The organism is Mastigocoleus sp. MO_188.B34, assembly GCF_030065675.1.
Taxonomy (GTDB): domain Bacteria; phylum Cyanobacteriota; class Cyanobacteriia; order Cyanobacteriales; family Nostocaceae; genus Mastigocoleus.
Map to the genome: position 1 here is coordinate 1 of NZ_JASJDK010000081.1, position 23,944 is coordinate 23,944.

Annotated in this window: 13 protein-coding genes; 5 read left to right on the plus strand and 8 right to left on the minus strand. The window is 37.2% G+C overall.

Features of this window, described 5'->3' with window-relative positions:
* Positions 1-78 precede the first annotated feature (78 nt).
* Both QNJ50_RS18385 and QNJ50_RS18390 read right to left on the minus strand, forming a co-directional pair.
* Positions 79-3,591 (minus strand): hypothetical protein, encoded by a 3,513-nt coding sequence (locus tag QNJ50_RS18385; RefSeq protein WP_300637851.1) that lies wholly within the window; start codon positions 3,589-3,591, stop codon positions 79-81.
* Positions 3,592-3,652: 61 nt separating this feature from the next.
* Complete coding sequence (locus tag QNJ50_RS18390; protein WP_300637852.1) at positions 3,653-4,711, minus strand: CHAT domain-containing protein; 1,059 nt, start codon at positions 4,709-4,711, stop codon at positions 3,653-3,655.
* Positions 4,712-5,562: 851 nt separating this feature from the next.
* On the opposite strand from QNJ50_RS18390, the gene QNJ50_RS18395 reads away from it, so the two are divergent.
* The 3 genes from QNJ50_RS18395 (at position 5,563) to QNJ50_RS18405 (ending at position 10,612) form a co-directional block, all read left to right on the plus strand.
* Positions 5,563-7,767, plus strand: coding sequence for a right-handed parallel beta-helix repeat-containing protein (locus QNJ50_RS18395; protein ID WP_300637854.1), 2,205 nt, complete (start codon positions 5,563-5,565; stop codon positions 7,765-7,767).
* 419 nt (positions 7,768-8,186) lie between these two features.
* On the plus strand, positions 8,187-8,858 hold the full coding sequence (locus tag QNJ50_RS18400) for a PEP-CTERM sorting domain-containing protein (RefSeq protein ID WP_300637856.1): 672 nt from the start codon (positions 8,187-8,189) through the stop codon (positions 8,856-8,858).
* 386 nt (positions 8,859-9,244) lie between these two features.
* Positions 9,245-10,612 carry an IS4 family transposase gene (locus QNJ50_RS18405; RefSeq protein WP_300637858.1) on the plus strand — a complete coding sequence of 456 codons (1,368 nt, stop codon included), beginning with the start codon at positions 9,245-9,247 and terminating at the stop codon, positions 10,610-10,612.
* A gap of 269 nt (positions 10,613-10,881) precedes the next feature.
* Here QNJ50_RS18405 and QNJ50_RS18410 read toward each other — a convergent pair whose 3' ends face one another.
* From QNJ50_RS18410 to QNJ50_RS18420, 3 genes are all read right to left on the minus strand, one after another.
* The gene (locus QNJ50_RS18410) at positions 10,882-13,104 is read right to left on the minus strand and encodes a transglycosylase SLT domain-containing protein (RefSeq protein WP_300637860.1); all 2,223 of its coding nucleotides are present in this window, start codon (positions 13,102-13,104) and stop codon (positions 10,882-10,884) included.
* 645 nt (positions 13,105-13,749) lie between these two features.
* A complete protein-coding gene (locus QNJ50_RS18415; protein ID WP_300637862.1) occupies positions 13,750-15,021 on the minus strand; it encodes an FAD-dependent hydroxylase in 1,272 nt (423 codons plus the stop codon).
* A 201-nt stretch (positions 15,022-15,222) separates the two neighbouring features.
* Entirely contained in the window at positions 15,223-15,978 is a 756-nt protein-coding gene (locus tag QNJ50_RS18420) for a YebC/PmpR family DNA-binding transcriptional regulator (RefSeq protein ID WP_300637864.1), read from the minus strand.
* Between the two features lie 364 nt (positions 15,979-16,342).
* Here QNJ50_RS18420 and QNJ50_RS18425 point away from each other — a divergent pair, with 364 nt between their 5' ends.
* Positions 16,343-17,608, plus strand: a complete 1,266-nt coding sequence (locus tag QNJ50_RS18425) for an ABC transporter substrate-binding protein (RefSeq protein WP_300637882.1) — start codon at positions 16,343-16,345, stop codon at positions 17,606-17,608.
* Between the two features lie 483 nt (positions 17,609-18,091).
* On the opposite strand, the gene QNJ50_RS18430 is transcribed toward QNJ50_RS18425, so the two are convergent.
* The 3 genes from QNJ50_RS18430 to QNJ50_RS18440 all read right to left on the minus strand — a co-directional run bounded on the left by QNJ50_RS18430 (position 18,092) and on the right by QNJ50_RS18440 (position 20,815).
* Complete coding sequence (locus QNJ50_RS18430) at positions 18,092-18,493, minus strand: hypothetical protein (RefSeq protein WP_300637866.1); 402 nt, start codon at positions 18,491-18,493, stop codon at positions 18,092-18,094.
* Positions 18,494-19,039: 546 nt separating this feature from the next.
* Entirely contained in the window at positions 19,040-19,798 is a 759-nt protein-coding gene (locus tag QNJ50_RS18435; protein ID WP_300637868.1) for an isoprenyl transferase, read from the minus strand.
* A 57-nt stretch (positions 19,799-19,855) separates the two neighbouring features.
* Entirely contained in the window at positions 19,856-20,815 is a 960-nt protein-coding gene (locus QNJ50_RS18440; protein WP_300637870.1) for a ferritin-like domain-containing protein, read from the minus strand.
* Positions 20,816-21,468: 653 nt separating this feature from the next.
* On the opposite strand from QNJ50_RS18440, the gene QNJ50_RS18445 reads away from it, so the two are divergent.
* Entirely contained in the window at positions 21,469-23,943 is a 2,475-nt protein-coding gene (locus QNJ50_RS18445; protein ID WP_300637872.1) for an NB-ARC domain-containing protein, read from the plus strand.
* Position 23,944 lies beyond the last annotated feature (1 nt).

Below are 23,944 nucleotides of genomic sequence, written 5' to 3' on the forward strand. Positions count from 1 at the left end.
CCTCTAAAGAGGCGCATGCTCCGCTTATCGCCTCGAAGAAATCTCCTATTTTTATATTTCATTCTGTATCTATTTGTACTACGTTTTCAAAATGAGAATTGCTGGTTCCACATTCCAAAGTGATACAGTTCCATCTGAACTTACAGTAGCCAGCATTTTCCCATTACGACTGAACCGCAGAGAGTTAACTTCTCGTTTATGACCAACTAAGGTTGTGATTAATGTACCATCTAAATACCATATTTTTACTGTTCTATCATCACTGGCAGTGGCAATCATGTTTCTTCCATCAGGGCTAAAATCCATGCCCCAAATTCCAGCCTTATGACCTTCTAAAGTTCTTAATAAACTACCATTCAAATCCCACAATTTCACGGTTTTATCTTCACTAGAAGTTGCAATGACCTGGCTGTTGGGACTGAAGCGAATCCTGTAAATTTCTGCTTCATGAGCCTGCCATTCCTTCTGAAATATTCCTTTACGATCCCATATCTGGATTCTCCCATTGCGACTGCCAGCAGCAATCATTTTGCCATCAAGGCTAAAATTAACTGCAGATATTTTTGTATCAGCATTTGGTAGAAGTTTTATTAAAATCCCTTTTTGGCTCCAAATTTTTATAGTTCCATCAAGACTAGCTGAAGCAATAGTACTACCATCTGGGCTAAAAGCAACTTCAGTGATTGTTCCACTATCCTCTTCAAGGGTTTTTGTTACTCCTTTCCGCAAATCCCATAGTTTGGCAGTTTCATCCCCACTACCACTGGCAATCATCTCACCATTTGGGCTGAAAGTAACACTACTAACACCTTTACGATGCTCTTCAAGGGTTTTTATTATTACTCCCTGCAAGTTCCATATCTTGATAGTTTTATCCTCAGCACCACTAGCAATCATATTGCCATTGGGATTGATATCAACAGTATAAATTGCCCCACTATGCCCATCAAAATTAGTTAACAAATCGTTATTTAGTCGCCAAAGTTTAACTATTTTGTCGTCGCTTGCAGATGCAAGAATGTTGCCATCATTGTTAAAACTAACACTATTTACTCGTCCTTGATGCCCCTCAAAAGTTTTTAGAAGAAAACCATCTTGAGTACGCCATAACTTTACCTTTCCATCTTTATGAGCAGTGGCAATTCTGTTGCCATCGGGGCTGAATTTCACATCATTTATTTCATCTGAATCTATTGTAAGAGTTGTTTTTTTATCTTTCCTACTTAAATTCCAAATAATTACTGTCTTATCAAAACTAGCAGAGGCAATAGTTTGACCATCGGGACTAAAACTAACACCAATTACTGCATTTCTATGTCCTGTAAAAGTGTGAATCAAATTACCTTGGTCGTCCCAGAGTTTTACAGTACCATCTTTACTGGCAGTAGCAATTTTTCTTCCATCTTTACTAAAACTGACTTTGTAAACTTCTGCCTTATGACCCTCTAAAGTTTTTTGTAAAGAACGATCTTCAAGGCTCCAAAGCTTAACTGTCTTATCAGCACTAGCTGTAGCAACAGTTTTACCATCGGGACTAAAAGAAACACTCCAAATAGTATTGCGACTTTCTTCTAAATTACTTAAGAATTTTCCTTTCCGATCCCAGAGTTTTACAGTACCATCTTGACTGGCAGTAGCAATGATTTGACTATTGGGACTAAAGCTGACATCTACAACTTGTTTTGTGTGACCTTTTGTACCATTCAACGTAATAACTTCTTTCCCATCTGTAGTCCAAATTTTAGCAGTTTTATCGTAACTAGCAGAGGCAATTGTCTGACCATCAGGACTAAACTTAACTTGTTTAACAAGACCTTTGTGGTTTTGTAGGCGATTGCTTTCTCTTACCCAGTAAGCTGAACTGAGTGCTTCCATTACTTGAGCCTTTAGCTTTTTGTCCCTTCTGACCCAAATAGAACGCTGAAAATTTTTTCCTGCTTTTAAAGCATCTATAAGAGCATCAAAAGAATATCGATTTGAGTTGAAATTTGCTTTTGAAGATGTTATTTGTGCATTAATTTGACCTTTCTCTGCTATCTCCCAACTATTTAAAGCAGAATAAGTTAGCCCCACTAACACAGCTACGATTGATACAATTACAAAGTTAACTGTATGATAAGACCTTGAACTTACCCTAAATAGCTGTTTGCCATTTTCATCCAAATTAAGATAATTTTTGCATTTCCTCAGTTCCTGAAATTGATTACGCGGAATAGTTATGCGATAAAGTCGCCAGTTGCTTAGACATCTGTCAAATAGTTCAGTCGCTTTTTTGATTTCTAATTCTTTTAAACTATTCCACTGGTTAATTTTGTGAGCAAGATATTCGTGGGTAATTGAGTATTTTTTGGCTTGAGGTATAGTTTCAATCAGACGACTTCTATCTAGTTTTTCAATAATCTTTTCAACTTGTGTTTCTGAATAGTGTAATACTTGGGCAATTTCTTCAATAGATTTAAAAATACGCGTTCCTTGACTCGTTGTCATTTGTTTGAGAATCGACTTGACCTCATCTCGCTCATTTGGCATTTTAGTCAGAATTACATCAACATATTCTTGTAATACCCCCTCAACACCACCCAAAGACTGATATAAATCTTCTTTGATAATGATAATTTTTCCTTCTTTAATATCTTGTATATATTTAGTTTTTACCTCATCAAATAAACGATTACAGACAATTTGTAAGTGGACTGGCTCAATTTGCTCTACCGCCTCCTTCTCACTTTTTCTAATAAGATGAGGCACAAGCTCATTTTTTAAAAAATCTGGTTCATAAACTATCTTATCTTTGATAATTTCTAATGGTTTCTCGATCGCTTCTATAGCCTCTTCTACATTTAATGGCTCTAAATAATATTGATAACTCTCGGTGTTAAATTCAGGAATTAATTGCCAAAATTCTCCCAAGTTCCCGTAAAAATCTTGGCGCACAGAAATTACAATATTTAATTCCTGGGCGTTGAGTACCTGTAAACATTCAGTGAATTCTTGAATAAACTGCCCTCTCTTAATTAAAGGTAAATTTAAAAAGAATCTTTCAAATTGATCGAGAAAAATCGCCAGACGACGCTGACTTTGTTGAGAAGTTTGCTGTAAACATTCCAAAAGTGTATTACTCTTACTAAGATCAATGTTTACATTCTCCAGATTTTCAATACCAGCCTTAATTAGTTCAGTGGGATAGCCATAGTCCCGGAAAACCATTGTAAAATAGCCTTTTGTAACCAAATGTGGAATTATTCCAGCATTAATTAAAGAAGTTTTTCCACTGCCAGACTTACCGTTAAGCAAAATTAGCTTATGACTGGATATTTTGGATACTAGTAACTGGGAGACAGCTTCCCGACCAAAGAAAATATCTGCATCTGTGGTGTCGTAGTAACTCAAAAATTGATAGGGTTCTTCAATTTCAATTTTACCTTTTGCTCGATATTGTCCCCAATCTACCTTACCATTCCTAGCAACAGAAGCTAGGGCATAAAACTTGATATCGTATTTATTCCCACCGATAACATCTCCTGTGACAATTGTCTTGTCACCAAAGCCTATCTTATCCCTATTACCATCCATCTCATTAGTATTGTTCATCGTCACTTATTACATATTTATTTCTATAAATACATCCTTATTAATACTGCTAGTATCTTCTTCATAACTTTGTTATTTCATCCATAATCGGAAAAATTGTGCTACCAGTTTCTCCCATGTTTGTTACTTGCTCAAGAATTGTTTTAGTTTCTGCTAAATATTTATCTATCTTTTCTTGAACTTCTTGAGGATTTTTCCCATCTGCGTTTTTGGCTTCAATGATTGCAGCCGCTACCCTTCCTGTCGCAATATCTTTTTCGTCATCATCAAAATCTGCTTCTTTGATCAGGGCTTTTAACTTTTCAAGAAGTTGCACAACCTCACATTTTGTAACACCTTCTTTTGAGCTAGTAGTATTTTTAATAATCTTATCTCTTGCTACTACATCACCTATGACAGTCGTATACCCCTCAAAATTTATTCTGCTACGACGCTTATCTTGAATCTGAATCACTTTAGTCATATTGCTATTTCCTGGAGATGGAATTTCTAATTTTTCTTCAACAGGACTAGAAATTGCCACTGGATTTGGATTTTTCAGCAGTATGGGAATTAAATGTTCGGGAACAGCAAATGGTTCTCCTGTCTGATAATTTGTAGAGCGATTAACTTCTAACTGAATGCGATTACAGCCGAATTCGTAAGCAGATTTGATAGTCTCTCCAGAACCTAGTGCTTCATAAAATCCGACCGTAAAGGCGATCGCAGCATCATCTCGAACATCCTGACTCATGCCAATCACATAGTTTATGTGTTTTACAATAGCTTCAGCTTGCACTTGAGAATAGCAAGCATTGAGTAAAATGCATTCCACCCGATTGGTAAATAGTTTAAACAAGCCTGCGATCGCTTCCGTAGTCACCAAATGTTGTTGTCCCTCATTGCTTTCTAAAACTAGTCCTTCGCTCCCACTACCATGTCCGCAAAAGTGAACAATCCTGGGGTCTACTTCCAACAAAGCGCGTTGCAAGTCTTGGGGACGTAAAGCCTCTCTCTGTTCAAGTTCAAACTCCTCCCGTTTGGCTGAACGTCGTAATCCTTCTCGAATATCACGTATTTCTCGAGATAGATTTAAATCACCAAAAGGATTGGCTGCCAAAATTAGGATTTTATTGGACATAGTTGAGGAATGAGACTAACTACTCAATTCATTGTTTTTACTTTAGGGACTAATAAATATTGACGTAAGTACAAGTGGTATATATACTTATATTTTCTATACTTTTATTACGCTTGGAGTTATTGTTCTATTTATTACTTGTATAATTACATGTCTTCTTGTTAAGTAATTATGCCTCCGTCATGCTTATATTTAACAGTTACCAACAAATTGTGATGAACTTGTGAGTATATATTCAATTTAATATTTTTAAATCAAATAAACAAATAAAATGACACATTTTTTTTATACAAAATAATTTAATTGTTTATTAAGCCAAAAGTTACATATAATATTATTTATTTTTGATGCAATGTGCTTTAGGCGACAATGCAAAATATTACCCAATACAGTTTCCCTAGCACGTCTTGGAAATCGATACAATTATGAAATAACTGATATGAGAAATAAGCAGGTAAACCTAGTTAATTGAACTTAAGTCGCAGACATCTCCAGCTAAACCTGCAATTTTTCCAGAATTTGCATTCTCTCCGTAACATATTCCTAATTTTGAATATCAAGCTAATATAACTCTAGTTTGTCACTTTTTCTGTCTAACTTTGTCACTTTTGACCTTTAAACTTCAAAGAAGGAAAATCTTTTTTGAGCTAGCTCAGCTTTGCTTAAACTCTTATAGATGGCTATCTTATCTACAAGCTTGTAAAAAATAATATTCATAGTAACCCCATTAATGACAGAAACTCTATTTGGCGATATGGGTGATAAACCCGCAGTCCATCGCTAATTTGGCTGGAAGGAACAATCCTAGAAGTTTTACTTATAAGTGATTCAACGGAGGTCAGATTTAAGTCATGACAATATTTACCGTATCTAATACTAATGACGCTGGTGCAGGTTCTCTTCGCGATGCAATCCTAGGAGCAAATCAATCCTCAGGTTTGGATAACATTTTGTTTGATATCCCAGGGATGGAATCCCACACTATCCAACTTGCATCTGCTCTACCTGATATTACAGATCAAGTCATTATTGATGGTACTACCCAATCTGAGTTTGGCGGTATGCCGAGCATTGAACTAAATGGTGCAAATGCAGGAACTGATGTTAATGGATTAACTATTACTCGCGGAGGACGTGGTAGTACTATTCGAGGATTAGCAATCCATAGTTTCAGTGGTTCAGGTATTAGCCTCAATGGTTCGGATGATAACAAAATAGTAGGGAACTATATTGGTACTGATATCACTGGTACTATGGATCTCGGTAATCAGGGTAATGGTATTAGTCTGGAAAATGGAGCTTCTGATAATCTGATTGGTGGAGGCTTAAAAGATACAATTACTTCTACTAGTCTTGCTAACGTCAAGAGCTTAGGAGTTAATGGTAACCTCATCTTGGGTAATGATGGTGACGGTATTGCATTAACTGGTCGTGGAACCAAAAATAATCAGATAGAAGGAAATTATATCGGTACCGATGTCCAAGGTAAAGCTGCTTTGGGTAACGATAATGGTATTAGTTTAAATGAAGGAGCTTCACGGAATAATATTGCTGATAACTTGATTTCGGGTAATAAAGATAACGGAATCAAAATGATTGGTAGAGGGACGAAGCATAATTTACTTAAAGATAATTATATTGGTACAGATGCTACTGGTACCATCGCCCTAGGGAACGAAAATGAAGGTATAAAAATTAAGGAAGGAGCCTCCAAAAACTTAATTGGTACCGGAGATTTCCGTGATCGCAACCTTATTTCCGGTAACGTCGATGATGGTGTTGACATTGGTGGTGAAGGTACGCGACGCAATGAAGTAAAAGGTAACTATATCGGTACAGATATCACCGGTACTAAAGCCTTAGGAAATGATGATGGGATTCAAATCAAAGATGGAAGTTCTAAGAACATTGTTGCAGGTAATATTGTTTCTGGAAATTTAGATGATGGTATACCCATAGCCGATCCAGGTACAGTGGATAACCTAGTTATTAATAACTACATCGGTATAGATATCAGTGGAACTAAAGCCTTAGGTAATGGTGATGATGGTTTAGCGATCGATGATGGAGCAGGTCGCAATTTTGTTATCAGTAATATTATTTCGGGTAATGTCAGTGATGGTGTAGAGATTCAAGGTACCGGTGCGAGAAAAATTTTAGTTGCAGGTAACTACATCGGTACTGATGCTACTGGAGCTAAAGCCTTAGGTAATGGTACCGATGGAGTTGATATTGATGCTGGAGCCTCCAAGAATATAATTACCCGTAATGTTATTTCTAATAATGGTGAAACTGGGATTGAAATGAATGATAAGGGTACCACTAAGAACTTAGTTACCTCGAATTTCATTGGTACCGATGCCACTGGTACTATGGATATGGGGAATGCTGAAGATGGTATTATCATTTTTGATGGAGCTTCGGGTAATATCATTGGCGACACAAAATCAAGTACATCCATCCCGAACAAATTTAAGAATTATCCCATACGCTCCCAATCTGAAAAATTACTTTTTGGTAATACTCCCTCGCTCCTAAGGAATGACTCTTTAATTGGTAAAGGTAACTTAATTCATCATAATGGTGGAGATGGAGTCTTAATTGCTGATATGACTTCAAGCGGTAATACCATTTCACGTAACTCAATTTATGATAATGCCGGATTGGGGATTGACTTAAGTTACGATTCCACTAGAGATGGTCTTACCCCTAATGACATTGGAGATATAGATACTGGAGCAAATAACCTTCAGAATAATCCAGTTATTGAATCGATTAGCAGTGGTGATGATGGTATAGAATTGACTGGAAAACTTAACAGCTTACCTAGAAGTTCTTACAAAATTGAGTTTTTCTCAAGTCCAAATGCTGAAAATTCGGATGAAGGTGCGAATTTCCTTGGCTCGGTCAATCTGAGGACTGACAAAAATGGGGATGCGAATTTTGATTTCAGTACCGACGATATTATTGTCAAAGATCGAGTAATCACTGCGACAGCTACTAATCGAAAAACTGGTGATACTTCGGAATTTTCTTCCGCTGCAATTTTTGGTTAAGGTTTCTGTGAATTAAGTTTTTTAATATACCGTCGTTCAACGACGGTTTTTACCTGTCATAGGTTGTTATTATAGGAAATAAATTTAAAATTTATCAGTAATTTTATTTATTTTAGCAATTTATATTCATTAAATTTGATACTACTGAAATTCGTATTATTAGACTTCGTAAAAAATATATATAACTGTAAGTGTTTAAGCTGATTTACGAAGTGATTTGTGGTTAGTTAATTTAGTTACATGGATGACTTCATCTTACTTCGCAATGCAGCTAATAATTCATAATAATAGCTATCTTTAACAAAAACAGGATTCGCATCACTATAAAAAACAATCAATTTTCTAAGTGTTTAATTTGGAAAATTTAGACTTTATAAACTTGAGATAGTTCTGAGTATTAATAAGAGAAGGATATAAACATGTTGAATTTGAAAACACTTTCTATTATTACTGCTGGATTTATTGCTGTAGGCTCTTTCATGTCTCAAACAGCTTCTGCTGCATCAATTACAGCAGTTGCTTCTGGTTCTGAAAACCCAAACAGAATTACAGGTACAAGCATGCAAAATGGTGATTTTACCATAACAGCTAACAATGGTAATCCTGCTACAACTAGCCTAGGTGATGGGGTTGATGAAACAACAAGATGGAACTTTGATTTTAGTGGTAATACAAATCTGAATTCATTCCTTTCTGATGGGAACTTAACATCTGCATTGTTAAGTTTGACCCTATCACCTCGAAGTGGCTTAATCACTACAGACTCTACAGGTATACCAGGTGTTGGTAGTGTCAGAATTCCTAACATCCCTGGAATTCCCTCTAGAGGAGATATTGGTACTGTAACTTTCGATTTACTGGACTATGGTTTTGATGCTAGTGGTATATTAAATGCCTTAACTTCTGGAACTGCAAACTCCATAGCTTGGGTTTACCAAGACGACGCAATCATTTCTAACGCTCAACTTACCTTAGAGTCGGAATCAGTTCCCGAGCCTACCTCTATGTTAGGTTTATTTATTTTAGGTGCTGTTGGTATAGGTAGTTTAAAGCGCAAGCAATCACTTAACTTAGTACCCAACAATAAATAATCAACCTCTCTCCAACTTATAATCTCGAAGCATTTCATAAACAGGACATAAAGATACGAATGGCACTAAGAAAAGCCACAAGCTATGCAGAACAAGCACTATAGCTTTTCAAGCAATTTAATAATTAAAGGATGGTTTAGGAGCTTGTTCTTGATGCAATATCTTCACTTGGGGCCACGAATGGACAGCATGGAGCGATTGTTCTGCAGATGCCCGCTGCTAACGACGCACCTACTATAAACAGGGTTATCCATGCCCCAGGCACACTGTAGCGAATGGATGAAACAAGTATGTAAGGACGATGTAAAATTTGTTGTGAGTAGAAAAGCTTACTCGTTCATGAAATAATTTCTTTGATACGAGCAAGCCAACTGATAAATACTACTGTGACATTACGAGTACAAATCCTCAAGAATAAATTTAATCAAAGTCTGGGATTACCTTTTAAAGAATTATTACCATCCTCAGCAATCGAGCAAGCACTCGAGGAACTAAAAATAAAATACAAAAAGCGATTATTTGACCCATTCGTAACATTATGGGCGTTTTTATCTCAGGTTTTGGATACTGATAAAAGTTGCCATAATGCCGTAAGTAAAATAATTGCCTATTTAACAGGAGAAGGAGTAGAAATCCCTTCCACTGATACAAGTGCTTACTGCCAAGCACGGTCAAGATTACCAGAAAAACTATTAGAAAAACTTTTTAATAAGTCTGGACAAAATCTAGAAGAGAAAGTAACAACAGAACATTTATGGTGTGGTCGCAATGTCAAAGTAATAGACGGTTCAACCATCTCCATGCCTGATACTTTGGAAAACCAGAAAGAATATCCCCAACCCAAAACTCAAAAGCCCGGATGTGGATTTCCAATTGCAAAAATTGGTGTGATATTTAGTTTAGCAACGGGGGCTGCTGTTGCTTTATTTATCGACGTTTTGAACACTCATGACATTCAATTGGCTAGAAAACTATATCAGTTTCTTAATCCCTTAGATATCCTTTTAGGGGATAGAGCTTTTTGCGCTTATGCTGACTTAGTTGCAATTAAAAAACTTGATTGTGACGCAGTATTTCGTAAACATCAAGCTCGAAAAACCTCAATGCGAAAAGGTAAAATTGTTGGAGATTCTGACAAATTGGTGACTTGGCATAAACCTAAAAAATGCCCCAAAGGATTGAGTAAAGATGAATTTAATGCTTTACCCACTACCATCACTGTGCGTGAAATATACTATTATATTGTAATTCCTGGTTTTAGAACTCAAAGAGCTAGTTTAATCACTACACTATCCGATAAAAATGCTTATTCTACTCTGGAAATTGTTAAACTTTATGGTAAACGTTGGCATGCAGAAATAGATTTAAAACATATAAAAACTACTCTAGGCATGGATGTTTTACGTTGTAAAACTCCTTCTATGGTACGCAAAGAAATTTATGTTTATTTGCTGGCTTACAATCTAATTCGTAGTTTGATGTGGTCGGCAGGTACTACTTACGCTACTCCTCCGTTACGCTTGTCATTGCAAGGTACTCGCCATCATTTAAATAACTTTATTCCTCAATTGCTAACCGCTTATTCTAAAAAACGTCTTCAAATTTATTCCACTTTACTTAAAGTTATTGCTCATAAGGCTGTTCCAGAACGCCCAGGCCGTAGTCAACCACGAGTCCGCAAACGCCGTCCAAAAGCTTACCCCTTAATGACTAAACCCCGGCATGAATTAAATAAGCAATTACAAACTGCTTAAACCACAAGGGTTCCAGCTTTTCTTAGTGCCATTCCATAAAGATACTTTAAGACTTACGGCAGAGACTTTACCCCTCTCTGCCGTATTACTATACTTACATCCTCACCCAAGGATACTGGGTATAAATGTGCATAAATACTTAGCCTACTATCGCCCTACACGCTTTGCATATTCAACAATTATTTCTATTCATTACTCATTACTTCTTACTCATTACTTCTTACTCATTACTTCTTACTCATTACTCATTACTCATTACTTCTTACTTTTTACTTTTTACTTTTTACTTTCTCATCTTCCTGATGGGGTAATTTCGGATGCTCCTCTGAATATTTAGCAACTAACTTTGACATTTGCGGATTATAAAGCCTCAAATAATTCCAATAATTACCCAATACTTGTCGCACATAATTTTTGGTTTCATTAAAAGGAATTGCTTCCACAAATTCATCAGGGTCTTCTCTAGGTAGAGTTTTCAACCACTTATTTACATTCCCTGGTCCAGCATTATAACTAGCGATCGCCAACAATGAATTTCCCTGATATTTGTTATGAGTATAATTCAAATACCAAGTACCTAAACGAATATTATCGCTGGGGTCTGTCAATTCAAAGTCCCTAAAATCTTCTCCAATTTTTGGTGCAATCCATTCTGCAGTAGAAGGTAATACTTGCATTAAACCCGCTGCATTAGCTACCGAACGAATATTTCGCTGGAACCTTGACTCCTGACGCATCAATCCAACTACTAGCAAAGGATTAATTTTATTCGCCCTAGACCACTTTCGGATCAACTGAAAATAAGGAAAAGGATAACGAGCTTGCCAGTAAGCCATCCGTTTACTTAAGGCTTGGTACTCAGCAATTTCCTTCGGCTTTGTCCGATCTTCTAGTTTTGCAACTTTACTGATACCAGCTAAATAATCTCCCTTTGTTAAACGCATTAAACCTTCAGTAAATTGTTCTGCAACAGAAGGTTGGATCTGGTTGTTAAATTCAGTCTCCCATTGCAACCATGCATCCCGATCTTGACCTAACAAATATAATTCTTTGAATGTTTCTGTCCCTGCAGGAGGTACCGAGCGTCGTAAAGGAGAGATTTCTGGAGTCAATTGACGCACAGAATTAAAGTTACCAACATCTAATCCTAATACTGATGCCGAGCGCCACGAATAATAGGAGTAAGGGAAATTGGCAATTACATATTTGTAAGCTTCTTTAGCCTTTTGCTCTTCTCCTAGCTTTGTTGCCCATTTTCCAACCCAAAATCCTGCCCTCGGAGCTAAAATGCTATCAGGATTATTCAAGGGTATAGGTTCAGCCCATTGCCAAGCAGCTTTATAATTTTTTTCTTTGGCTTTCTTCAGAGCAACTTCCCAACGATATTCCGCAGCTTCTTTGGTAGTTTTATGCTCTTCAATTAGTACTTTTAAAGCTTCCCGTGCTCCTTTCTCATCTTGTTGAGCTTCCAAAATTTTTGATTTTTTAATTAATGCAGCACCCGCTTGCCTGGGAAAATTAGCAATAATCTGGTCTAAATATGGCAGAGCATCTTTTTTATTTTTCTGCATCTCAGCCAGACGCATCAAACCCATTCCTGCTTCTTCTGCTTTGGGAAACTCTTCTATTAGTTTTTGATATGTATCATTAGCCTTTAGGCGATCATTACTGATTTGATGTCCCCGTGCAACTCGATAAATATTTCGTGGAGTTTGTGCTGCTCTTTCGTATGCTGTTGCTGCTTTACCAAATTCATTCTTTCGCCATAAGCCAGTTGCAATTGCTTCCCAATCTTTCGGTTTCAAATCTGGTAAGTTTTGTTCTAGAAGCTGCTCTAAAATCGGATTCATTCCAGGCTGATCGAAAGCATGTCTTGCCAAAATCAATTTTAATTCCGGCTGTTCAGGATTTTCCTGCAAGCGTCCCTTAATAATTTCCCAAGTCAAAGGATGAGATGGGAAATCAGCGATCGCCCGATCTTGGTAATCTTTTGCACCAATCAAATATAAAGCTTTTGCCGCTGCCGGATGCTTGGGAAAGCGCTTAATAACAGCTTGCCTCATATCCGAAGCTTGACCGCCCTTTTTCAAAATGTCATAGGCGTGAGCTTTTTTGAGCAAAACATAGGGAGCTAAAACTTTGTACTCCTTATCCAAATCCTCCAGCAGTTCCAAAGCTGAAGCAGCTTCTCTTCGATCAATTAAATCACTCGCCAATAGATAACGAGCTCGATTTTTATCTCTGGGCGAAGACTTCTTAATTAACTCTTTGAGTTGATTTTCTCTATCCTGTAGCGGTTGTAAAGACAATGCCAGAACAGGAGAGTTAGCGGCACTTTTTTCAGATATTTTCTCGGGCAAACCACCCAAGATAAACAATTGACTCAAGGATTCGCCAATTTGAGGCGCTGATAACATCGCCCCCGCAAAAAAGGCACAAATGCCTGCACCCGCAATTAAGGAAATTTGCTTTTTTTGTAGCTTCTTCAGCATTGATACTGGCTGAATAAATTTAGATGAATTGTTGCAACTTTAGCACTACTTACGATCGATGTAACCAATTTCAAATTTCAATTTTTATTTTTTTGTTCAGAGTTTACTCGTAACTAGTAAGTATCATTATTTTCATTTATTGTTCACTATTCGTGGGTTAATAGGTAATTTATCATTTAAAATAAATTCGCAAAATTAGCCCTATACAGAGCATATTTACTTATTATTTGTTAACTTGTCTAAACAACAAGTGTGAAGATTATTTGTATCACTGTCAAAGATAAACGTCAACCGTAAAGCTAAAACAGCGATGACAGATCTACAGTGTTACCTTTTGCGAATACAATGCATTTGCCCATAGGATTATGGGTGTATTTGCGAACAAATATAGCGCTATGTGCAAGTAAAAAGTAAAAAATCAAAAGTCAAAAGTTAGCATCGCGTGTCCTACGGACACAAGCTTAATACGTATGACTTTTAGGGTTAATACATGTCCTAAGGTAACTTCGTAGTGCTATACAACAAGCAAGGGATGAGAAGATTTGGTATTTGAGTAAGTACAAATTAATAAGGAAGTTGGTAAAATTAAACTTCCAAAACTTAAACTTCCAAAACTTAAGCTTCCAAAACTTAAGCTTCCAAAACTTAAGCTTCCAAAACTTTTTGGGCTAATTTAGGAGTCTTACCAGTTAAACCAACCATTAACTTAAGATTAAAAATCTTGATTAGGCGTATTCTCTTCATCATCCATAAAACCAAGCGTCTTCCCAAAACTACAGGTAAAAATTGATTGGAAAATGTCCGATCCAATAAATCAGTCATACCGAGAATTGCTAAGTTTTCTCGCTGACGCCAACGTTCGTAGGATTTAAGTACTTTAATATCACCAATATCTTGACCGCGTGCTTGGGCTTCTTGGATAGTTTGTGCTAAAGCAGCAGCATCTCTTATACCCAAATTTAAACCCTGTCCTCCCACTGGATGACAGCTATGTGCTGCATTACCAATTAAAGCTAGTCGATTGAGGACATAACGAGTACTTTGCATTAACTGCACCTGGAAAGTGAAGCGTTCTCCCAACAATTCCAGTTTACCCATTTGGTTTCCAAAACGTTTTTGCAATTCTGCCAAAAATTTCTTGTCGTCTAATTCACACAATGCTTTTGCTTCTGCATGGGGTGCAGTCCAAACAATCCGACAGCGATTTCCTGGTAAAGGTAAAATGGCAAATGGACCGCTGGATTGGAACTTTTCGTAAGCTGTGTTGTTATGAGGTTTTTCTGGCTTCACAAAAGCTACAATACAGGACTGCCAATATTTCCAGCCATGAGTTTTAATTCCAGCACCTTGGCGAATGCGCGATCGCGCTCCATCTGCACCAACTAATAACTTAGTGCGAACAGTTCGTACTTCCCCAGCAACCTTCACATCAACTTTCGTCATATTCTTTTGATACTGGGTATTTACTACCTCCGCTGGGCATAAATAGGTGATATTGTGACAATCCTTCACAAATTCTTGCAAAGGGAACAAAATGGCCTTATGCTCGGCGACATAACCTAGATCATTTTGATTAATATCAGAATTATCAAACTCCACAACACAAGGATAATCGGCATCAGAAAGGCAAACGTGGCGATAAGTTTCTATTTGGGGTCGAATTTTGTCCCAAACGCCAATTCCCTGAAAAATTAACGCCGAAAGCATATGAATGGCATAGGCTTGTCCCTTCATTACCGAATCAGATTGCGCCTTCGCTTCAATTAACAGCACGCTTAACCCAGAATCTTGGAGTGCAGCTGCCAAAGTCAAGCCGACAATACCACCACCTACAACTACTAGATCGTAATCGTATTCTTTTTCTTCGGTGGGGATTTGGAGATTAGAAACAGTTTGATTGGGCTGCGCTTGCAACATTGTTAAGAAAAATGACAACGTTTTAATTATTATTTTGACGCAAACCAAGGATTTAAGGCAAGGTTGGGGGTTGGGTATTGGCGACTGGGGATTGGGGATTGGCGATTAGGGATTGGGGATTAGGGGTTTGCACCAGCATAAGCTATTTATTTTGTATCGTAAGTAATGACCTTGCGGTCACGCTGTGCTATCCCCAATCCCCTACACCATACTCGCATTCATTAATTCATCGGTCATTTCAAAATTAGCAGTTACATTTTGCACATCATCTAAACTTTCGAGGGTATCAATTAACTTGAGTAGCGATCGCGCTTGGTCTGGGTCGTTCACTTCCACGTTATTGCTAGGAATCCAGCGCAATTGAGCATCACTAACATCAAAACCTTTTGCTTTTAATTCTTGGTTGAGATTTTCTAATTGTGTAGCGTCTGTTAAAATTTCTGCAGTATTTTCGTCAGTCATTTCATAAGATTCAGCACCACCATCTAAAGATGCTTCCAAAAGTTCTTCTTCGTTGGATACGTCATCAACGACGCAAATCCCTTTTTGGGCGAACATCCAACTTACACAACCCATTTCACCTAGATTTCCACCATTTTTACTAAAAGCAGCCCGTAGATCTGCTGCAGTTCGGTTACGATTATCAGTTAAAGCTTCAACCAAAATGGCTACACCCGCTGGACCGTAACCTTCATAGCGAATTTCTTCTAAATTGCTACCATCATCAAAAGTACCAGCACCTTTAGCGATCGCTCTTTCAATATTATCATTAGGAATTCCTGCTGCTTTTGCCTTTTCAATTGCTGTCCGCAGTTGAAAATTTCCTGCTGGGTCTGGAATACCACTTCTTGCAGCCACAATTATTGCTCGCGAGATTTGGGTAAAAGTTTTACCTTTTTTGGCATCTACAACTGCTTTCTGACGTTTAATATTTGCCCATTTACTATGTCCAGCCACAATTTTACTCCTTTAACAGTTATCAGCTAACAGTTAACAGTTATCAGATAAATAACCTCACTGGCTAGGATTGATGTGCGAATATCGATGCAATAACTACTGTGCGATCATGCTGACGACTTCACTGTTTTCATTACTCTGTGTTAACTGTTAACTGAGAAAATAAATAACCTTACCATAATTGTGTAGCAACCCAAACAAAAGCATCAAAGTTGTGATTGTTAAATTTTCTCAGTTTCTTAAACCTTGGAAATCTATTAGATTTCCCAAGTCCCTTAAGTTCTCTAAAATATTCAAACATCCCGGTCAATATCCCTTAATTTTTCCCCACATATTATTACCCAATAGATTATTGATCTTATGCATGGTCGCCATCTTCGCCATTGCTGGATGTCAGCCTTTAGCAGGAAATAATACCAAAGACAATGTAATTAATTTGACTTTGTGGCAGGGTGTAAATCCACCACCCAACCGGGATGTTTTGCAAAAGTTAGTAGATAAATTTAACCAAACCCACCCAAATATTCAGGTGGAGTCGCTTTATGTTGGTCAACCGGACCAACAAATGCCGAAAATTTTGGCTGCGGTTGTGGGTAATGCACCGCCGGATTTATTGTGGTTTAACCCGACTATTGGCGGTCAATTGGTAGAGTTGGGAGCTATTATACCTGTTGACGAAATGTTGGTAAACTCCTCCGTCAAAGATATGATTGACCCGGCTTTGTTTGCTTCCATGGAATATCAAGGAAAGTTGTGGTCAGTACCTTTTGCAACGAATAATGTGGGTGTTTTTTATCGTCCCAGTTTATTCAAAGCTGCTGGAATTACCGATGTACCTAAAACTTGGGAAGAATTAAGAGAAGTTGCTCGAAAACTAACCCGGGATACCAATGGTGATGGCAAGATAGACCAACATGGACTATTTTTACCTTTGGGTAAAGGTGAGTTTACCGTTTTTATTTGGTTACCCTTTATGTGGAGCGGGGGTGGTGAAATTGTTAATGGTAATTTAGATCGAGCAGCAGCAGTTAATTTAACTGATAATCAAGGTGCACAAGCAGCTTTGCAATTATGGCAAGATTTAGTTAATGATGGTTCTGCGGTTTTATCTGCACCAGAACGAGGTTTTGAAACCAATGATTTTGTTAAAGGTAAGGTTGCAATGCAATTTACCGGTCCTTGGACTTTAACATATATTGCTAGTGATATTCCTGATGGAGATTATGGAGTGTTTTCTATCCCCGTTGGTGAACGTCCTGCAACTAGTATTGGTGGGGAAAATCTATTTTTATTTAAAACTACCCCTGAAAAACAAAAAGCAGCATTTAAGTTTGCGGAATATGTTTTGAGTGAAGAGTTTCAAACAGAATGGGCGTTAGGAACTGGATATTTACCTGTAAATCTTAAATCTCGTCAAAATCCAAAATATCAAGAATTTATTCAAAAGCAACCTGCACTTGAGGTATTTTTAGAGCAAACAAAATATGGAAAAGCGCGTCCAATTTTTCCTGGTTATAATCGAGTTTCTGAAAATATTGGTCGAGCAATGGAAGCTATTTTACTGGGTAAGAGTTCTCCCCAGGAAGCATTGAAGAAATCACAACAGCGTTTGGACTTAATATTTAAGTAACGAGTAATAATTAATAAGTAATGAGTAATGAGTAATGAGTAATGAGTAATGAGTAATGTTAGCGTTCACCGCAGGTGCATCTCAGCTCAGCGGTGCGCGACCTAGCGGTTAGCGGCGAAAGACGCACCTACGGTGTTTGCACGCATCCTGCGGATGTTCGGCGTAGCCGCGTCCAAACACGTAGTGCGTCCAAACGTGTAAGCGCGCCCTGGGTGACGTAAGTCAGAGGCTTTGCCGACGCCGCAGGCTCTAGCGTACTGTAAGTATTGTGCACAGTAATGAGTTATTAACAACTACCAATTACCAATTACCAATTACCAATAGTGCCAAATAAGATCAGGGATTTCCAATAAATAATTCACTTTTACCTGTAGAAGTGCACTTCAGTAGGTTATGTAAAGTGGTATTTATTACTTTGGAAATCCCTGATAGATGCTCTTATCTTACCAACTGCAAAACCAAATTATTTTTGGTTATTGGTTTTTACCTGCAGTTCTTACGGGTAGCGTGAATTATCGTACCAACTGCAGCACCCTTAGCAGCATTACCAACGACATCGCGGCGACGATTGGTAATGATACCAGCCACAGTACTACCACCAGCACCTGCAAGAATATCTCTTTCTAACTTACGACTTTGACAGCGGTTTGCTCTGCGTCTGTTAACTTCGTTAACTGTTGCACCAGCAGCAGCACCCTTGACAGCATCCTCTAAAACATCATCACCGGTGATAATCCCACCAACTGCACCTGTCGCAGCTCCAATACCAATATCTTTCAGTAGCTCGTCATTAGCTGCAGCATGTTCACTGGGAATTAAAGTCACCCCAACTAAATTGATTGCAATTACGCAGGGTAAAACGATACGTTTTAATGTTGTATTCATTACTCAAACTCCATGTGAAATTTAGAACTTTTTGAATTCGAACTTTGTGAATTTGAACTTTGTGAATTCGAACTTTGTGAATTCGAAATTTGTGAAAGTGACCTCACTTCTAGTTTAAGTAATATTTGGTTTGGTGGCTATTTCATAAGTATCAGATTAGTAACAGTATACTAGTATAAGAATGTTTATACAGAGTTTTTTTAGATACTTGTGGCTTAGGCTAAAAAGAAACATCACTAAGTGTTGAAAATTGAACAATTTTGAAGAGATGGATTTTTATATTTAAACAAAATAAGTCTTATTACTGATGATTTTTATAAAAATGTCACAATTTGTCTCTGTTTTGTCCCTACTTTGTCCCTACTACTATTTCATAATTTTTCCAGAAGCTATAGATTTTCCTCTTACTACCCAGATAGTAGCAGTTGCTATCTGGGGATTTTCCATTTATTTAGGGATTTCTGACTTCATTAAGTCTAGACTGTGACTTTTCAATTCTGAATTAACTTTTCAAGAATTTCTTAATCAATGCTTAATCCATCTTAACTAAGCAGAAAGCGTAAGATTTATGCTACCAAAGCGGCGATTACGTTTTTGATAGTGTAACAATGCTTGATGAAAAGCAGATCTATCGAATTCAGGCCAAAAAGTATCTGTAAAATAAATCTCTGTATATGCCATTTGCCATAATAGGAAGTTACTCAAGCGCATTTCACCACTAGTACGAATTAGTAAATCGGGTTCGGGAATAGATGTGGTGTAGAGATTTTGTGTAATTAAATTTTCGTTTATTAGCTCAGGATTCAGTTCTCCACGCTGTACTAGTTCTGCTATATGACGACATGCTTGAGTGATTTCCTGACGACCACCATAATTAACTGCAACATTAAACTCAATAGCTTGATTATTTGCTGTTTCCAACATGGAATGCTGCATTTTTTGTTGTAACGACTTGGGTAATGGTGACAAATCCCCAATAAATGAAATTTTTACACCTTCTCGATGCATTTGCGCTAATTCTCGATGGATTAATTTTTCAAATAACAGCATCAAGAAATCCACTTCCTCTGTCGGTCTTCGCCAATTTTCTGTTGAGAAAGCATAGGCTGTTAATACTTTGACTCCCCAATCTTTGCAACATCGTAATAACTCTTTCAAGGTTTTTGCACCTTGACGATGTCCAGCAATCCGAGGTAATCCTTGTTGAGTTGCCCATCGACCGTTACCATCCATAATGATTGCTACATGTTCAGGTAACTTTTCAGGAGCCAAGTCGGCAGGTAGTTGTGATAAAAGTTTATTCATGGGGTTCAAGTTGGGGATTAAAGATAAAGATAAAGATTCAAAATTAAAAGTTGAGGATTAAGGGTTAAGAATTGAAAGTGATTGTTGTTTACCCAATAATTCTTGTAAATAATCTGGCGTTAGGGAATTAGTCCAAGCCATTAGTCGATGCATCGTATAGATAAAGGTAAATATTAAAGTTGCTTTGTTAGTCAAAGTCCAGGATTTCCAGTTGAGTTTTTCCATCATACGTTTAAGGGTACGGAGTAAGCTGTTACACTTATAGTCCTGGCTGCGAGTTTTTACTAGTATGTTTCCTACATTTAAAAAAGAAATATCGGGAAATAGCCAAACTCCAAATCCCCAGAATTTAGTCATGTGATTAATTTCATCTATTAATAGTTGCTCAAAAACATCCTGGAGTGCGCCGGTGGTATGTGCCATTAACCACAAGTAAAGACAAGCGGCTCCATATTCAGTTGCAACGCGATGTAAGCCATGACGATATAAATCTTCGTGGGGGTCGTCTGTAGGAATATATCCTCTAACGGTGCGAAGTTTGACAGTTATTTTCTCACCCTTTAGTTGGGAATAAACCTTGATTAATGCGGGAGTATGCTGACGTTCTTCTTTCTCCCATAAACCTACTTCTTGTATATTCCCATCTTCATTTGTAAATCCTCCAACGAACCGAGCCATCTGTGGGTGTATTTTTTCCAAATATTGGCGACTTGTTTGAGTGTAATCCCGGATCGGAGCTTCAGTGTCTATAGCACCAACAAGAATTGATAAAAAAACTTCAAGGTTAATACTGATAACTTGTTCCCTATTAATACTTGACCAATCAATCTTTTTCCAAGGACCCGATCGCGGATTTTCAAACTGTAAAGGTAAATCTTCAAGGCGATGATTGAGTTTTTCAATCGTAAGATAATTATTTATGAGAGAAGTAATACGGTGCTGGATTTGAAAATAATGAGGATTTGAGTATTTTTTACCAGCTAAATCTACATGGAGTGGATTGAGTGTGTTAACCATATTTATCCAAGCGATAGGGTTAATTTTGCTGCTGTGTCCATCAGTTTAAGAACAAAAGCAGTTATTTGTCAGTCGGGGAAAGTTGGTTATATTGCTATGCACAAGTTAGAAGTCATTAGCGTACCGTAGGTAGCGCAGCTGTCGCGTGTCCATAGGACATAAGTCAAATCAGAGGAAAATCAAGTTGAAAAAGTAGGGAAAAAAGTCGGATTTACTGATCACTTGCAACAATCTAGTTTTACCCAAAATCCCACCTTGAAATAAATTTCAACACTAAAGTGTCGTCGCTACCCTGCGGGGTGGCTGCGCCGGATGAGCGAACAAGGCTCATAAACTAAGTACGTTAAAACGCACTATAAACCTTACCCAGTCTGATTTATCAGACTTTTCCTATGAGCCTGGGAATTTATTCCTAGGCAGATTATTGGACTAATTGAGAATTGTGTAACTTATCAGATTTACAGAATCTTATCGGAATCTTGTCTGAAAAAAGTGGTCAAGCAAATGTAGACTAGATGAGGCTTCTTGCTCACATTAGAAAAACTTACAAGTTAAAAAACAACAAACCAAAAAACAACAAACCAAAAAACAACAAACCAAAAAACAACAAACCAAAAAACTGCAAACCAAAAAACTACTCTCGTTACTAGCCAATGGAAACGGAAGCATTATTAGCATGGTTAGATACCATCGTTCCTGTTCAAACTGGGGAACGCTTAAATGAGTTGGAACGAGTAATTCTTGAACAAGTTTGTTTGGGACGGAAGTATTTAGAAATTGCTGATACTTATGGCTGTACTGAAGGACATGCTAAAGATACTGGTTCTCAGCTATGGAAGTTACTTTCTAAAGTCTTGCGAGAAAAAATCACGAAAAGGAATTGTCGAAGAGTTTTAGAGAAGTGTTTTAGGAAGGCTTATACTATATCAGGTTTATCAGATTATGCAAAATATCCTAGAAGTCTGAGACATGCTAAAAGTTCACAAATATCTCAGAGTCCTATTCAGTCGAAAGAGGCAGAAGATGTAAATTTAGATTCAAGTGTAGATACAAATAAAAATACAAATACCAATACCAATACCAATATAAATTTAAGTTTTATTGGACGCTCAGAAGAAATCCATCGCCTTAATAGTTTAGTTGCTGAAGGAAATAAAGTAATTGTTATTCAAGGTGAAGGGGGTTTAGGTAAAACAACTTTAGCTCAACAGTATTTGCAAACCCAAGAGTTCGATTTGGTTTTAGAACTCCTAATGGCTAAGGAAACACAAAATATAACTCCCGCCCAACAGGTTGTGGAAGAATGGTTAAAACAGGATTTTCAAGAAGAACCGGGAATTGAATTTGGTGTCACCCTGGGAAGATTAAAGCGTCAGCTTAATAACCGGAGAATTGGAATTTTAATTGATAATTTAGAACCAGCGCTTGATGATCGCGGTAGGTTTATCGATCGCCATCGTAATTATGTAGAGCTATTAAGGATTTTAGCCGATGCAAGGGTGGAATCTGTAACTATCATCACCAGTCGCGATCGCCTGTGCGAACCGGAACTAGATGTGAAACATTATCGGCTTCCTAGTTTAGATGTTACCGCATGGCAAAAATTTTTTGAGTATCGACAATTAGCGATTGACTCGCAGACTTTATTTATGATGCATCGGGTTTATGGTGGTAACGCTAAAGCAATGGGTATTCTCTGCGGTGCGATCGGGGAAGATTTTGATGGTGATATGGCTGCATATTGGAAAGAAAATAATGCAGATCCTTTAGCAATAACAGATTTAAAAAATTTAGCTGTAAGTCAAATTAACCGACTGAAAGTCTTAGATATTCGAGCATATCATTTGCTTTGTCGTTTGGGATGTTATCGCTATCAAGATGTACCTGCAATTCCGACGGAAGGATTATTATGTTTGCTTTGGGACGTACCATCAACAGAACACCATCAAATTATTGCTTCTCTGAAAAATCGTTCTTTGATTGAGTGTCATAAAGGTGAATATTGTTTACACCCAGTAATTAGAGCGGAAGTTATTTCTCGTTTGCGCTCCAGTAAAGATTGGCAAAATGCTAACATTCAAGCTGCAAATTTTTGGACAGCGAGCGTACCAAACATCAAAAATATTAAGGATGCATTGCAAGCTTTAGAAGCTTACTATCATTACATAGAAATTAATGCATTTGAATTAGCTGGTAAAGTTATTCTTAAAAGTCGAGATAACCAATGGAGCCAGTTTTTACCATTGGGAAGTACTTTATATCGTATGGGTTTAATTCAACCCGTGATGGCAGCAATTGACCGAATAATTCATAACTTAAACTCGAATCGTATTGTTAGCGAACTATATAATATTTTAGGAGATTTATTTTGGATAAATGGCAAAATTAATGCTGCAATTGAATGTCAGGAAAAAACAATTAATCTGGCAACAAAAGCATTAAAAGAGCTAGTTCCGAAGGAAGATAATAAACATTATTTTTATTATTTTCGCATGTTAGAAGTTGATTCCCTTCTGAGTATTGGCTTATATAAAATAGATTTATGGGAATTGGAAGCAGCAGCTAATTTATTTGAGCGAGTCATTTATTTAGCACAAAATACAGATCATCATACTTGGGCTGAAAAAGCTTCGATTTGTTTAGCCTTGGTTAGTTCTTATCTAGGATTAGATGAAAAAGCTAAAGTATTAGCTGATAAAGCTTATCAAAACATTACAACAGAAGTAAATATTAAAAATAATGGTAGGATTTCCTATTTTCTACAAATACTTGGTCAAACTTATGTGAATTTAAAAGATTTTACTAAGGCGAATGAGATGTTTTCTCAAGCATTGAGTTTTGCTGAAAGAAGTCATTACAGCCAAGTAAAGGCAAAAACTATTAATGGTCTAGCACAAATTTATCATCAGCGAAGAGAGTTTGAGTTAGCTCTGATAAATCATTTTGAAGCAATCGAGTTATTAGAAAATATTGATGCAAAATGTGATTTAGCAGAAGTTTACTTTCAATTAGGATTAACTTATCAGGAGATAGAAGAAGTTGTTGAAAGTAAGATATATTTTGACAAAGCAATTCAATTATTTACTGAGATAGAAGCTCCCCAACAAGTTAAACGAGTTATCAGTTAAC

Bases quoted from the DNA above. Each gene is read 5' to 3' on its own strand.
- QNJ50_RS18390 (WP_300637852.1), bottom strand. From the start codon at position 4,711: ATGTCCAATAAAATCCTAATTTTGGCAGCCAATCCTTTTGGTGATTTA.
- QNJ50_RS18445 (WP_300637872.1), top strand. From the start codon at position 21,469: ATGGAAACGGAAGCATTATTAGCATGGTTAGATACCATCGTTCCTGTT.
- QNJ50_RS18400 (WP_300637856.1), top strand. From the start codon at position 8,187: ATGTTGAATTTGAAAACACTTTCTATTATTACTGCTGGATTTATTGCT.
- QNJ50_RS18435 (WP_300637868.1), bottom strand. From the start codon at position 19,798: ATGAATAAACTTTTATCACAACTACCTGCCGACTTGGCTCCTGAAAAG.
- QNJ50_RS18415 (WP_300637862.1), bottom strand. From the start codon at position 15,021: ATGTTGCAAGCGCAGCCCAATCAAACTGTTTCTAATCTCCAAATCCCC.
- QNJ50_RS18385 (WP_300637851.1), bottom strand. From the start codon at position 3,591: ATGAACAATACTAATGAGATGGATGGTAATAGGGATAAGATAGGCTTT.
- QNJ50_RS18430 (WP_300637866.1), bottom strand. From the start codon at position 18,493: ATGAATACAACATTAAAACGTATCGTTTTACCCTGCGTAATTGCAATC.
- QNJ50_RS18395 (WP_300637854.1), top strand. From the start codon at position 5,563: ATGACAATATTTACCGTATCTAATACTAATGACGCTGGTGCAGGTTCT.
- QNJ50_RS18425 (WP_300637882.1), top strand. From the start codon at position 16,343: ATGGTCGCCATCTTCGCCATTGCTGGATGTCAGCCTTTAGCAGGAAAT.
- QNJ50_RS18440 (WP_300637870.1), bottom strand. From the start codon at position 20,815: ATGGTTAACACACTCAATCCACTCCATGTAGATTTAGCTGGTAAAAAA.
- QNJ50_RS18410 (WP_300637860.1), bottom strand. From the start codon at position 13,104: ATGCTGAAGAAGCTACAAAAAAAGCAAATTTCCTTAATTGCGGGTGCA.